General features: G+C 72.9%; 13 protein-coding genes and 1 pseudogene. 8 read left to right on the top strand and 6 right to left on the bottom strand.

The window, feature by feature from the left end:
* The first annotated feature begins 719 nt into the window (after positions 1-719).
* From ACFYTE_RS05430 to ACFYTE_RS05415, 4 genes are all read left to right on the top strand, one after another.
* Positions 720-1,001 carry a hypothetical protein gene (locus ACFYTE_RS05430; RefSeq protein WP_388705235.1) on the top strand — a complete coding sequence of 94 codons (282 nt, stop codon included), beginning with the start codon at positions 720-722 and terminating at the stop codon, positions 999-1,001.
* 397 nt (positions 1,002-1,398) lie between these two features.
* Positions 1,399-2,829, top strand: coding sequence for a DUF2252 domain-containing protein (locus tag ACFYTE_RS05425; RefSeq protein ID WP_388705233.1), 1,431 nt, complete (start codon positions 1,399-1,401; stop codon positions 2,827-2,829).
* Between the two features lie 177 nt (positions 2,830-3,006).
* A complete protein-coding gene (locus ACFYTE_RS05420; protein WP_388705231.1) occupies positions 3,007-3,819 on the top strand; it encodes a hypothetical protein in 813 nt (270 codons plus the stop codon).
* A gap of 76 nt (positions 3,820-3,895) precedes the next feature.
* The gene (locus ACFYTE_RS05415; protein WP_388705929.1) at positions 3,896-4,225 is read left to right on the top strand and encodes a rhodanese-like domain-containing protein; all 330 of its coding nucleotides are present in this window, start codon (positions 3,896-3,898) and stop codon (positions 4,223-4,225) included.
* 44 nt (positions 4,226-4,269) lie between these two features.
* On the opposite strand, the gene ACFYTE_RS05410 is transcribed toward ACFYTE_RS05415, so the two are convergent.
* From ACFYTE_RS05410 to paaA, 6 genes are all read right to left on the bottom strand, one after another.
* Positions 4,270-5,403 carry an acyl-CoA dehydrogenase family protein gene (locus tag ACFYTE_RS05410; protein ID WP_388705228.1) on the bottom strand — a complete coding sequence of 378 codons (1,134 nt, stop codon included), beginning with the start codon at positions 5,401-5,403 and terminating at the stop codon, positions 4,270-4,272.
* Between the two features lie 294 nt (positions 5,404-5,697).
* On the bottom strand, positions 5,698-6,762 hold the full coding sequence (locus ACFYTE_RS05405) for a 2Fe-2S iron-sulfur cluster-binding protein (RefSeq protein ID WP_388705225.1): 1,065 nt from the start codon (positions 6,760-6,762) through the stop codon (positions 5,698-5,700).
* Positions 6,762-7,349, bottom strand: a complete 588-nt coding sequence (gene paaD, locus ACFYTE_RS05400) for a 1,2-phenylacetyl-CoA epoxidase subunit PaaD (protein WP_388705222.1) — start codon at positions 7,347-7,349, stop codon at positions 6,762-6,764. The genes ACFYTE_RS05405 and paaD overlap by 1 nt, the downstream gene beginning before the upstream one ends.
* Positions 7,343-8,062 carry a 1,2-phenylacetyl-CoA epoxidase subunit PaaC gene (gene paaC, locus ACFYTE_RS05395; RefSeq protein ID WP_388705220.1) on the bottom strand — a complete coding sequence of 240 codons (720 nt, stop codon included), beginning with the start codon at positions 8,060-8,062 and terminating at the stop codon, positions 7,343-7,345. The genes paaD and paaC overlap by 7 nt, the downstream gene beginning before the upstream one ends.
* Positions 8,059-8,346, bottom strand: a complete 288-nt coding sequence (gene paaB, locus ACFYTE_RS05390; RefSeq protein ID WP_351731070.1) for a 1,2-phenylacetyl-CoA epoxidase subunit PaaB — start codon at positions 8,344-8,346, stop codon at positions 8,059-8,061. Before paaB ends, paaC begins: the two co-directional genes overlap by 4 nt.
* The gene (gene paaA, locus ACFYTE_RS05385; protein ID WP_388705216.1) at positions 8,343-9,371 is read right to left on the bottom strand and encodes a 1,2-phenylacetyl-CoA epoxidase subunit PaaA; all 1,029 of its coding nucleotides are present in this window, start codon (positions 9,369-9,371) and stop codon (positions 8,343-8,345) included. The genes paaB and paaA overlap by 4 nt, the downstream gene beginning before the upstream one ends.
* 707 nt (positions 9,372-10,078) lie before the next feature.
* Between paaA and ACFYTE_RS05380 the strand changes: the two genes are divergently transcribed.
* From ACFYTE_RS05380 to ACFYTE_RS05365, 4 genes and pseudogenes are all read left to right on the top strand, one after another.
* Positions 10,079-10,744 (top strand): DUF5819 family protein, encoded by a 666-nt coding sequence (locus ACFYTE_RS05380; protein ID WP_388705214.1) that lies wholly within the window; start codon positions 10,079-10,081, stop codon positions 10,742-10,744.
* A complete protein-coding gene (locus ACFYTE_RS05375) occupies positions 10,741-11,958 on the top strand; it encodes an HTTM domain-containing protein (protein ID WP_388705211.1) in 1,218 nt (405 codons plus the stop codon). Before ACFYTE_RS05380 ends, ACFYTE_RS05375 begins: the two co-directional genes overlap by 4 nt.
* Before the next feature lie 186 nt (positions 11,959-12,144).
* Positions 12,145-12,900, top strand: coding sequence for a TrmH family RNA methyltransferase (locus ACFYTE_RS05370; protein ID WP_388705208.1), 756 nt, complete (start codon positions 12,145-12,147; stop codon positions 12,898-12,900).
* A 58-nt stretch (positions 12,901-12,958) separates the two neighbouring features.
* Positions 12,959-13,248 (top strand): annotated as a pseudogene (locus tag ACFYTE_RS05365) (IS982 family transposase); the annotation flags it as partial.

Raw genomic sequence — 13,248 nt, 5'->3', positions numbered from 1 at the left:
CGGCACGCCGAATCCCTTCACCGGCAGGCCCAGCCTGGTGCTGCACCCCCGAGGGTGGGCTCGGTTCGCGGACCGATGGGTGGTGGTGGCGTCCGCGCGGGAGCTGGCCGGGCTGGCCGACGGTCCCGACGCCGCGATCCGCCTCGCAGGCACACGCGGCTACCTTGCGGACAGCGTCGAGAACCACCGTCTGGCTGAGATGCTGCGTGTCCGGCCTTGGGACTTCGGCGCTGCGGGGGCTCCGCTGGTGCTCGGAGCCGAGGCGGTCCTGCCATGCGCGGACGGAGGCGTCGAGCTGTCCGGTGTCGAGTGCATCGAGGGATTCCAGAGGCTGGTCGTCCTCTCGCATGTCGCCCGCGAGCGGCCGGAACCGGACCTTGACCACGCCGACGTACGCGTGGAGATCGTCATGGGAGCGGATCGCGTACGGATCCGGCGCTTGAGCGAGGAAGCCGGCCAGTACACCCACGCCGTACATCCGCAGGACTGGCTTTCCCACTGTCCCCACCTCAAGCGCATCGCGGAGGAGTTCCGGGAAGAAGGCGGCTTCTTCGACTACCGCCGCGGCGTGGTCTCCGGCCCGCATCCCTGCGGATACAGCATGGAGGACGTCATCCGGGCCCTTGCGTGCACGGATGCGTCACCCTGGCCCACGCTGACGCATAAGGCCAGCACCCAGGAAGGCCTGGGTGGTGAAAGGAGTGTGCGGTTCCTCACCCGTGGGACACCGACGACTCCTCCAGTACGCCCCCGAGCTGGTGGCCTGGGCGGCTTGCCGCAAACTTCCCCTGGACCAGTTGCACCGCTCCGACCGGCACGCCGCGGACTGGAGCAGAGAAGTCCATGGGCCGTTCGCCGACATCGTCGCGGAGGTGGCTCACGACCTTGTCGATCGATACAGGCGCGTCTGCCCGGACACCAAGAAGTTCGTTAACGAGACCAAGCAGCTCGACGTGTGGCTCGACATCCTCGACCCGTCGTGGATTCGACGTCACCCCTGAATTCCTGCCCCAGCCTCTGGCCTGGGCCGCGGGAAAACTGACGACACAGCGCGGGAAACGATCTTCTCGCAGGGGCGTATAGCCGCTGACCAGCGAGTTCCGTCGGTGCCCCACAGTGACAGAGGGCCCATCGTGATCACGATGGGCCCTCTGTCATGCGTGGACGCGTCTTCTGCCGGGTCCCGCGTGGTGCTTTACGGAGGTCCCGCGCGGGGCTTTGCGGTGTGACGAGTCTCTCAGCAGCCGTGGGGGTGCGTTATCCACAGCCGGGCGCTTGTCCCAGCCGGTGCGGTTGTCCACAGCCGGGCGGTTGTCCACAGGGTCTGACGCGTCGCGGTCACCGGCGGTACGGTCGGCACGAGTTGATGTTCGTGCGTGCTCGGGGGAGGCGGTCGTGATGACCGAGGCAGGGGTGGAAGCGGCGGGTACGGCGGCCGGGCCGGGGCGCAGGCTTCCCCGGGTGCGCGGCTTCGCCGGATGGCCGTCGCAGGGGTCGCCGAAGGCCGAGGGCAAGGCGCTGCGGGCGAGCGTCCCGCGCCGCGCGCACAGCGCCCTGGACCTGGACGAGGGCCGCCCGGACACGGTGAGTGCGGTCGAGGAGTCCAACCGGGACCGCATCCCCGGCCTCGTACCGATACGGGTGGGCAGGATGGTGGCCACGCCCTTCGCCTTCCTGCGCGGTGCGGCGGGCCTCATGGCCTACGACCTGGCGCGCACGCCCATGACCAGGATCGCCACCCAGCTCTGCGGCGACGCGCACGCGGCCAATTTCGGCCTGTACGGCGACGCCCGCGGGGGCCTCGTGATCGACCTGAACGACTTCGACGAGACGGTGCACGGACCCTGGGAGTGGGACCTGAAGCGGCTCGCGACCTCGCTGGTGCTGGCCGGTCGGGAGGCGGGCGCCGACGAGGACACCTGTCGTGCGGCGGCACACGACACGGCGGGCGCCTACCGGCGCACCATGCGGCTGCTGGCCAAGCTGCCGGTCCTGGACGCCTGGAACGCCATCGCGGACGAGGAACTGGTCTCGCACACCGACGCCCACGATCTGCTGGGCACGCTGGAGCGGGTCTCGGAGAAGGCCCGCGCCAACACCAGCGGCCGGTTCGCGGCGCGGTCCACCGAGACCGTCGACGAGGGCGGGCGCCGGTTCGTGGACGCGCCGCCGGTGCTGCGGCGCATACCGGACGCCGAGGCGGCGGCGGTGGCGGCGTCCCTGGAGACGTATGTGACGACTCTCTCCGAGGACCGGCTGCCGCTGCTGGCCCGGCACGCGGTGCACGACGTGGCGTTCCGGGTGGTCGGCACGGGCAGCGTGGGCACCCGCTCCTATGTCGTCCTGCTGCTGGACCACCGCGGTGAGCCGCTGGTCCTCCAGGTGAAGGAGGCCCGCCCCTCGGCGCTGGTCCCGCATCTGGCCACGGCCGGCTTCGAGACGCCGCCCGTCGACCACGAGGGCCGCCGGGTGGTGCTCGGCCAGAAGCGGATGCAGGTGGTCAGCGACATTCTGCTGGGCTGGACGACGGTGGACGGCCGCCCCTTCCAGGTGCGTCAGTTCCGCAACCGCAAGGGCAGCGTCGACCCGGCCGCGCTCGCCGCCGACCAGTTCGACGACTACGGCCGCATGACCGGCGCCCTGCTGGCCCGTGCCCACTCCCACAGCGCCGACCCGCGCCTGATCGCCGGCTACTGCGGCAAGGGTGAGGAACTGGACGAGGCGGTGGCCGAGTTCGCGGTCGCCTACGCCGACCGCACCGAGGCCGACCACGCGGCCCTGGTGGCGGCGGTGCGGTCGGGGCGGATCGCGGCGGAGAGCGGGGTGTGACGGCGGCGGCCGGACGGGCGGCGGTCGGGGATGAGCGGGACGGGGCGGGCTCTTCGGGGTGCATGTGCGGTAAGTGGGCATGTGGGGGCGCAGAGTTACGGAGTGATGCCGGAGGTGTGCGTGGGGGATCGGTGCGCGGATCCCGCGGGCGTTCGGGGTGTGGCCTAGGCTGGCCCGGTGACGACCCCGGAAGCTGAGCAGTCCCAGGCGCCCCGGCCGGAGGAACGGCTGGAGCGGGCCGTGCGGGCCGCCGAACAAGCGCTGATCGAGTTCGAGATCGCGGTGGAGACCTTCCGCGTCGAGGTCGAGAACTTCTCCCGGCTGCACGAGCAGAAGCTGGGCCCCATGTATGCCCGGCTGGAGGAGCTGGACGCCCAGATCGCCGAGGCCAGGGCCGCCCGGACCGGCGATCTGGAGGACCTGCGCGCCGCGCAGGAGGCGCGCGCCCGCATCACGCCCATCCCCGGCGTGGAGGAACTGCTGCACGGCTGGATGGACGGGCACGGCCTGTTCCCGGAGGCCGCGGCGATGCTCACCGACCAGGCGGTGCGGCCCCCCGAGCGGGTGCGCCCCAGCGAGGAGGCCCGCAAGCTCTACCGCGAGCTGGCCCGCAAGGCCCACCCCGACCTGGCACAGCAGGAGGACGAGCGGGCGCGACGCGAGGAGTTCATCACCCGCGTCAACGCCGCCTATGCCCGCGGTGACGAGGTGCTGCTGCGCGAGCTGGCCGCGGAGTGGGCGGCGGGCCCGGCCCCCGCCGAGCGGCCGCCGAGCCGCAGCGAGGAGCTTTACGCCCGACTGGAGTGGCTGGCCCAGCGCAAGGAACTCCTCACCCTGGTCGCCCGCGAACTGGAGGACGGCGCGATCGCGTCCATGCTCCGCCTGGCCCCCGACGACCCAGACTCCCTGCTGGACGAGATCGCCGAGCGGCTTCGCGGCGATGTTGCCCGGCGGGAGGCGGAGCTGGCGGAACTCCTGGCGCAGGGGTAGCCCCGTCCGCCCCGGCGCGCCGCCCGGGGCCCGGTGTCCTTCGGGTAGCGTCGAGGTCATGAGTTTTGGAGCTGGTGTGCCCACGGTCGCGGTCGCGGACCTCAAGGACGGCGACTTCCTGCTGGACGTCCGCGAGGACGACGAGTGGCAGGCGGGCCACGCCGCGGGGGCGCTGCACATCCCCATCAGCGAGTTCGTGGCCCGGTACGGGGAACTGACCGAGGCCGCCCCGCAGGACGGCCGGGTCCATGTGATCTGCCGCTCCGGCGGCCGCTCGGCCCAGGTCACGATGTATCTGGTCCAGCAGGGCATCGACGCCGTGAACGTCGACGGCGGCATGCAGGTCTGGCAGGCCGCCGGCCGCCCGGTCGTCACCGACGAGGGCCGGCCAGGGCACGTCCTGTAGACGCCGCACCGGTAGACGCCTCACCGGTCGGCGCGCGGCGCGTCTCAGCCCAGGGGGTGCGCGGCGAGCAGGTCGCCCAGCGCCTCCTCGTGCGCCGCGGCCGGGCCGAGCGAGAGTTCCAGCTGCTTGGCCCAGGCGTGGTAGCGGTGCAGGGCGTAATCGGTGTCGGCGCCGAAGCCGCCGTGCAGATGCTGTGCCGTCTGCACCACCCGACGGACGCCCTCCGAGGCCCAGATCTTGGCCACGGCGATGTCGCCCTCGGCGGGCAGCGGCCCCCGCGTCCCCGAGCTGATCCGCCAGGCGGCCTGCCACAGCGTGGCCTCCATGGCGCGCAGGTCGATATAGCGGTCGGCGGCCTGGACGGCGACGGCCTGGAAACTCGCGATCGGGTGCCCGAACTGCTCCCGCTTGCCCGCGTACGCGCTCGTCATCGCGAGGACCCGCTCGCCCAGCCCGAGCGCCAGCGCGCACGTCCCGGTGGCCAGCAGCCCGCGCAGCCACTCCCACGCCCCGTCGGCGTCGATGACCTGGCGCGCCGCGATCCGCGCGGACTCCAGGCGCAGCTCGGCCAGCCGCTCCCCGCTGGTGGAGACCTGCTCGGCGAGGGCCACGCCCGCATGGCCGCGGGGAACCAGGGCGAGCACGGTCCGGCCGGCCTCGGTGCGCGCGGGCACCACCACGAGGTCGGCTCCGTACGCCCAGGGCACCGCCGTCTGCACCCCGTCCAGCACCCAGGCGTCGCCGTCCGGCCGTGCGGTGACGGCCAGTTCGGCCGGGTCGTGGCCGCTGCGCCCGCTTGCGGCGACGGTGAGCACGAGGGCGCCCCGTTGGGCGCGGGGCAGCAGTTCGGCCGCCAACTCCCTTCCGCCGTAGGTCTGTACGGCCGCGGCGGCGGCGCTGTGCTCCAGCAGGGGCACTCGCGCCAGCACCTTGGCGGACTCCCGCAGCATCAGGCACAGCGCGATGGCGTCCAGGCCCGCCCCGCCGTACTCCGCGTCGAGCAGCAGGCTGAGCAGGTCCGCCTCGGCCAGCCTGGTCCACAGCGGCCGGTCGACGTCCTCGGCGACGGCGCCCGTGGTGAGCGCGGGGCTCGGCACCGCGTCCGGTGCCACCCCGGCGAACACCCCCTCGGCCGCCTCGGCCGCCGCCAGCTGCTCCTCGGTGAAGGTGAAGTCCACGGTCCTGTCCTCCCGACGGCTCCGCTCGCCCAGTTTCTGACGGGCCGTCAAGATAGAACAGGTTCTAGAAGAAGGGAATGGTGCGGCGGGCGACACCCGGTCCGGAGGGGCGATCGGTCGGCTCCGCGCCGGCCGCCGCTGTCGGCGCCTGGTCGGGACGGCGCCCGTTCGGGATCGCGGTGCCTGGTCGGGGCGGCGCCCGTTCGGGTTCGCGGTGCCTGGTCGGGGCGGCGCCCGGTCGAGGCGGTCGGTGTCGGCGGGGGCGACCCGGGGGTGACGGGCGGTGGATGGTGTTCAGCGGTCGAAGTCCAGCTCCACCTCCTCCGTCACCGGATGCGACTGGCAGGCCAGTACGTATCCGGCCGCCGTCTCCTCGGCCTCCAGGGCGAAGTTGCGGTCCATGCGGACCTCGCCCGAGACCAGGAAGGCCCGGCACGTCCCACACACCCCGCCCTTGCAGGCGTAGGGCGCGTCGGACCGGTTGCGCAGGACGGTCTCCAGCAGCGACTCCCCGTCCCGGACCGGCCAGGTCCCGCCGCGACCGTCGAGCCGGGCGGTGACCGTGCTGTGCGCGGGGGCCGTGACGGGCACCACCGGCGCCGCACCCGCGTCCACATGAAAGATCTCCTCATGGATCCGCGTCCGGTCCACCTTGAGATCCCGCAGCGCCCGCTCGGCGCCCTGCACCAGACCGAACGGCCCGCACAGGAACCACCCGGCCACCGTGTCCACCGGCAGCAGCGCGGGCAGCAGCCCTCTCAACCGCTCCCGGTCCAGCCGCCCGGAGGGCAGGCCCGCCTGCTGCTCCTCCCGTGAGAGCACCGTCACCAGGTGCAGCCGCTGCGGATGGCGGTCCTTCAGGTCGGCGACCTCCTCCAGGAACATCGTCGAGGCGGCCGTGCGGTCGCTGCGTATCAGACAGAACCGGGCCTCCGGTTCGCGGGCCAGGAGCGTCGAGACGATCGACAGCACCGGGGTGATGCCGCTGCCGCCGACGATCGCCGCGTACAGCCCCGGGGCCGGCTCCAGGGTGAAGCGCCCGGCCGGGGTCATCACCTCCAGCTCGTCGCCGACGTTGATCTCCTTGAGCGCGTACGTCGAGAAGGCGCCGCCCTCCACGAGCCGCACCCCGACCCGCACGGTGGACGGGCCCTCGTCGCCGGGCGCGGGCGCGGGGGAGCAGATCGAGTAGGTCCGCCGGATGTCCAGCCCGTCGGTCCGGCGGCGCAGGGCGAGGTGCTGACCGGGCGCATGCCGGTACTCCTCGCGCAGCCCGGGTGGGACGGCGAGGGTGAGGGCCACGGAGTCGTCGGTGAGGCGGTCGACCGCGGCCACCGGGAGCGGGTGGAAGCGGGCCATCACAACTCCTTGAAGTGGTCGAACGGTTCACGGCAGGCCCGGCAGCGTCGCAGCGCCTTGCACGCGGTCGAGGAGAACCGGCTCAGCAGCTCGGTGTCGGCCGATCCGCAGTGCGGGCAGCGGACGGGTTCGGGCGCCTCCGGCAACTCCGACAACTCCGACGCCTCGAACGCCTCCGACGCCTCGGACGCGGTGGCGCGCGTCCGGGTCGGGCCGAGGGCGAGCGGGACCGGGTCCGATTCGCGTCGCACCCGCGGGGGAGCGATGCCGAACTCCCGCAGTTTGCGCCGCCCTTCGTCCGTGATGTCGTCGGTCGACCAGGCGGGTGCGAGCACCGTGCGCACGGTGACCCGGCGCATGCCGTGGCCGCGCAGCACCCGCTCGATGTCCACGGACATCGCCTCGATGGCCGGGCAGCCGGTGTAGGTGGGGGTCAGCTCCACCTCGACGGCGTCCGTGTCCCACAGGTGCACCGCGCGCACCACGCCCAGCTCCCGGAGGGTGAGCACCGGCAGTTCGGGGTCGGGCACCGAGCCCGCGAGGTCGAGGAGCTCCGCCTCCAGCGGCGTGGTCGTCGTCGTCACCATGACGCCCCCGGATGGCTGCGGTGCAGATGCTGCATCTCGGCGAGCATCCGCCCGAACGGCTCGGTGTGCAGGCCCTGCCGGCCCGCGCCCGCCGACCAGGCGCCGGTGCTCGGCTCCTCGGGGATTGTCAGGGTGGCCCGGCGCAGCACGGCACCGATCGACTCCAGCCAGGCTGCCTCCATGGCTGCCCCGTCGATGTCCAGGCCCGGCACCGGCCGGAACATCTCGCCGGTGAACCGCCACAGGGCCGCACAGGCCCGCGTCATCCGCTCACGGCTGACCTGCGTGCCGTCGCCGAGCCGCAGCGTCCACTGTTCGGCGTGGTCGCGGTGGTAGGCGACCTCCTTGACGGCCTTGGCGGCGAGCGGTGTGAACGGGCCCTTGCCGGCGGCCAGTTCGGCGTACAGCAGGTGCTGATAGGTGGAGAAGTACAGCTGGCGGATGATGGTGTGGGCGAAGTCGCCGTTCGGCTGCTCCACCAGCTGGAGGTTGCGGAAGGCGCGTTCCTCGCGCAGGTACGCCAGTTCGTCCTCGTCACCGGCCATCGACAGCAGCGCGCGGGCCTGGCCGAGCAGATCCAGCGCGATGTTGGCGAGCGCGACCTCCTCCTCCAGGACGGGCGCGTGGCCGGCCCACTCCCCCAGCCGGTGCGAGAGCACCAGGGCGTCGTCGCCGAGCGCGAGCGCGGCGGTCGTGGGCACGGTGGCGGTCACAGGTGCTTCACCCCTTCCGGGATGTCGTAGAAGGTCGGGTGCCGGTAGGGCTTGTCCGCGGCGGGCTCGAAGAAGGGGTCCTTCTCGTCGGGCGAGGACGCGGTGATCGAGGCCGCCGGGACGACCCAGATCGAGACGCCTTCGCCGCGCCGGGTGTACAGGTCGCGTGCGTTGCGCAGGGCCAGCTCCGCGTCCGGGGCGTGCAGGCTGCCGGCGTGGGTGTGGGAGAGGCCGCGGCGGGAGCGCACGAAGACCTCCCACAGGGGCCAGTCGGTGTCGGTCATGCCCGCGCTCCTCGTGTTCCGCCGTTGTGCTCGGCCGTTGTGCCGTTGTGCTTGGCCGCGTGGGCCGCGGCCGCCTCCCGGACCCAGGCGCCCTCGTCGTGTGCCCGGCGGCGCTGGGTGATCCGCTGCTCGTTGCACGGGCCGTTGCCCTTGAGGACCTCCCAGAACTCCGTCCAGTCGATCGCACCGAAGTCGTGGTGCCCCCGCTCCTCGCTCCACCGCAGGTCCGGGTCGGGGAGGGTGAGGCCGAGGGACGCCGCCTGGGGCACGCAGATGTCGACGAAGCGCTGGCGCAGCTCGTCGTTCGAGTGGCGCTTGATCTTCCAGGCCATTGACTGGGCCGAGTGCTGGGACGCGTCGTCGGGCGGTCCGAACATCATCAGGGACGGCCACCACCAGCGGTCCACCGCGTCCTGGGCCATCGCGTGTTGCTCCGGGGTGCCGTTGCTGAGGGCGAGCAGCAACTCGTACCCCTGGCGCTGGTGGAAGGACTCCTCCTTGCAGATGCGGACCATCGCGCGTGCGTACGGGCCGTAGGAGCAGCGGCACAGGGGGACCTGGTTGGTGATCGCCGCGCCGTCCACCAGCCAGCCGATGGCGCCGACGTCCGCCCAGGTCAGCGTGGGGTAGTTGAAGATCGACGAGTATTTCTGACGACCGCTGTGCAGCTTGTCGAGCAGTTCCTCGCGGCCGGTGCCGAGCGTTTCCGCGGCGCTGTACAGGTACAGGCCGTGGCCCGCCTCGTCCTGGACCTTGGCCATCAGGATGGCCTTGCGGCGCAGCGAGGGGGCGCGGGTGATCCAGTTGGCCTCGGGCTGCATGCCGATGATCTCGGAGTGGGCGTGCTGGGCGATCTGCCGGACCAGCGTCGCGCGGTAGGCGTCGGGCATCCAGTCGCGGGGCTCGATGCGCTCGTCTGCGGCCACGGCGGCGTCGAAGGCGCGCTCGTACGCGGCCGTGGCGGCGGTGTCCTCGGCGTCGTACGCCGCCGTGCCGGCCGTGCGGTGCGCGGCTGCTGTGGCCATGCGGTCCCCCTGACCTCGGGATCTTCCGGAAATCCGGCACCGACCGATCGTTCGGTCCGTGCGATTCCATGGTGGGTGAGCCGCCGTGAGGTGTCAACCGCTGTGGACAACCCTGGCGACGGCCTGTGGACAACCCGAGCAAGCCGGGCGGGGCGGGGCCGCTCGGGTCTCCTGCCGGGCGAAGGAGTGGTGACGGCCACGTCCGCGAGCTGTGATTGTGGGCTGCGCGCGGCGGGTGGGGCTGAGTACCGTTCCGTGCGAGCGCCGACGAGTAGGGTTCGCGGGCCGTGCGCGGCCCGCGACGGCGGCCGGACGACGGAGCGGTACGGGAACGGGGCGGAATGGACGCGTACGACGGAGACTCGCACGCCCCGCAGGGGCCGGACGGGGCGGACGGGGCGCCACCGCCTCAGGCGCCTCGCGGCCCCGCGGCACACGGCGCGGGAACCGCACCGTCCGCCTCCGCGCTGCCCGCACCGTCCGTACCGGCACCCTCTGCCGCCGAGCCGCCGTGGACTGCGTCTGCTGTGACGACGGAGGCCGGGTCCGAGCCCCTGTCCGGACCCGAGCCGGGGGACGGGCCTGAGCTGGGGGACGGACCCGGGCCCGGGGACGGGGGCGGGGCGGTGGCGGTTCGGCCGCGGTCGGGGCGGGACGGCCCGCCGGGCGAGCAGCGGGCCGGTCACCGCGCCGCCGGAGACGGCCCCGTGCCGCCCGTCGCACGCCGTGCTGGTGTCGCCGCGCTGTCCCCGCCGTACCAGATCGGTGCCGCCCTGGCGCTGGCGCTCGTCGCCGTCGCGGCCTGCGTGCACCTCGCCATGGTGTTCCTGAGCGTCGCGCCCGCCAACACGGTCACGAAGCAGCACGGCAAGGCGATCGAGGAGTGGATCTACCCGGAGTTCGAGCAGAACTGGAAGCTGTTCGCGCCGAACCCGTTGCAGCAGAACATCGCCGTCCAGGTCCGGGCGCAGGTCCGCACGGCCGACGGCGACATCGAGACGACCGGCTGGTACGACCTGTCCGCGCGGGACGGCGAGGCCATCGACGGCAGCTTGTTGCCCAGCCACACCGAGCAGAACGAACTGCGCCGGGCCTGGGACTTCTACGTCGCCACGCACGACGGCGACAACCGTCCCGTGGGCCTGCGCGGCGCGCTCTCCGAGCAGTACGTGCGGCGGATCGCGGTGATGCGGCTGTACCGGGAGGACGCGGCCGGCCGGACGGGCACCGTCCAGCGCGTCCAGGTCCGCTCGCGCACCACCAATGTGCCGCCGCCCGCGTGGAGCGATGAGAAGGTCTCCGACACGCCGGTCCACCAGGTGCTGCCGTGGTGGACGGTCACGGCCGACGAGGCCGCGGGAGGCGTGCGGTGAATCGTCTCGCCCTGTCGGTCTCGCGCGGTATCGCCCGCGTCACCGAATCCCCGCTCGGCCCCTACCAGTCCGCCGTCATCCGCATCGGCTTCTCCGCGACCTGGCTGCTGTTCCTGCTGCGCGAGTTCCCGCACCGCCAGGAGCTGTACGGGCCCGACGGCCCCTGGAGCTGGGACCTAGCCCGGCAGCTGACCTCGGTCAACGAGGCGTTCACGGCGCTGCTGTGGTCGGAGGGGCAGATCTGGTTCGAGATCTGCTACCTGCTCGCCGTCGTCTCCGGCGTCCTGCTGCTCCTGGGCTGGCGCTCGCGCACGTCGTCGGTGCTGTTCATGGTCGGCGTGCTCTCGCTGCAGAACCGCAGCGTCTTCATGGGCGACGGCGGCGACAACGTGCTGCACCTGATGTCGATATACCTGGTGTTCACGCGCTGCGGTCAGGTGTGGTCCCTCGACGCGCGGCGGGCGGCGCGCAGCGAGGCGGCACGCGCGCGTGGAGAGCAGGTCCGCGACCGTACGGGACCGGTGCTCTGGGCGGGGTTCGGCCTGGTGCTCTGCGCGGTGACCCTGGCCGGCCGGCTCGGCAGCGGCTGGCTGGTGCCCGCCCTCCTGTGGACGGTGTGGGCGGCGCTGGGACTGTGGTGGCTGGTCGGGCGGTTCGCGGCGGGCGGTGAGCCGCGGATCCTGCTGGATGTGATCGCCAACGTCGTGCACAACGGCGCGCTGTTCGTGATCATGGCGGAGGCGTGTCTGATCTACGCCACGGCCGGCTGGTACAAGATCCAGGGCTCGCGCTGGCAGGACGGCACCGCCGTCTACTACCCGCTCCACCTCGAATCCTTCTCGCCCTGGCCCGCGCTCGCCGACCTGCTGTCCGCCAACGGCACCGTGGTGATGCTGGTGACGTACGGGACGGTCATCGTGCAGGTCGCCTTCCCGTTCACGCTGTTCAACCGGCGGGTCAAGAACGTCCTCCTGGCCGCGATGATGACGGAGCACGCGGTGATCGCGGTCGTTCTGGGGCTGCCGTTCTTCTCGCTGGCGATGATCGCGACGGACGCCGTCTTCCTGCCGACGTCGTTCCTGCGCAGGCTCGGCTGCCGGGTGGTACGCATGCGGCTGGTCCGGCCCCGGGGCGGTGGCGGCGCCGCCGCGCGGGCGACCGGAACGGAACGGGAACCCGAGCCGGAGCCGTCCGCCGGGGTTCGGCAGCCCTGAGCCCTCGGCGGCTCACGCGGGGGCCGCAAGCCCTGCGGCCCCCGCGCACGGGAGGACAACGCCTCTCGGACGCCTCTTGGCGGTCCCAAGGGCAGGGCCGGCCCTCCGCGGGCCCGCCCACCGGAGGGCTCCCGCCGACGTTCCGCGCCGCAGAAGGCGTCGCGCCGTCCCGCGTAGGCTTCCGGCATGACCGACCCCGTGACCCTGTGGCGCGCGCACGCCGGCTCCGCCGTGCTGCTCGACGGCTTCCACGCCCTCAAGCACGCCCTCCGTTTCGGAGCCGAGGTCCCGGTGGCCGTCACCACCGACCGGGCGGCGGCGCTGGCCCTGGCGCAGGAGCTGGCCCCGGACGTACGCGATGCCCTGGACGCCCTGCTGGCCGAGGTGCCGGAGCCGACGTACGCGGCCCTGGTGGCGCGGCCGCATCCGACCGCCGTCGCCGCCCTGGCCGCACGGCCCTCCCGGGAGGCCGGTCTGCGGGTGCTCGCCCGCTCGCCCCGGCAGGCTCCCGTCGTGGTGCTCGACAACCCGCGCAACCTGGGCAACGCGGGGGCCGTGATCCGGCTCGCCGCCGGTTTCGGGGCCACCGGGGTCGTCACCACCGGCACGCTCGACCCCTGGCATCCCACGGTCGTGCGCGGCGGGGCGGGCCTGCACTTCGCGACCGTGGTGGAGCGGGTGGCCGTCGAGGAACTGCCGCCCGGACCGCTGTTCGCCCTCGACCCCGAGGGCGAGGACATCCGGGGCACGAAGCTGCCGGACGACGCCGTGCTGGCCTTCGGGTCGGAGCGCAGCGGGCTGTCCGCCGCGGTGCGCGCGCGTGCCGACCATCTGCTGGCCCTGCCGATGCGCCCCCAGGTCTCCAGCTACAACCTCGCGACCAGCGTGGCCATGACGCTGTACCACTGGAGCGCCACCGGGGGCGCACCCCGCTCCGCCTAGATGAATGAGTCCAAGGGTTCGCCTGCGGACATGGCGCGAGGGCGCCCACTGTCAATGTGTGACGAAAGACCTGGACACCCTCGCAACGGCACTCTATGCCCGGATCGACGACGAGTTGAAGGCTTCGCCGTGGCTGGCCCCCTGGCGCCCGAAGACCGGGATCGCGCCCACGCTCAGTGACGCGGAACTGCTCACGCTCGCGGTGATGTCAGCGCTGCTCGGCTACACCTCCGAGCGGCGCTGGCTGCGCCGCGTCGACCGGGACTTCCGCGGCCTGTTCCCCTACGTGCCCCGGCAGTCCGGCTACAGCAAACGTCTGCGCGCCGCGTCCTCGCTGCTCACCAGCAT

The sequence above is a fragment of the Streptomyces sp. NPDC004629 genome (genome assembly GCF_042873595.1).
Taxonomy (GTDB): Bacteria; Actinomycetota; Actinomycetes; order Streptomycetales; family Streptomycetaceae; genus Streptomyces.
This window is presented reverse-complemented; position numbering and strand designations above follow the sequence as displayed.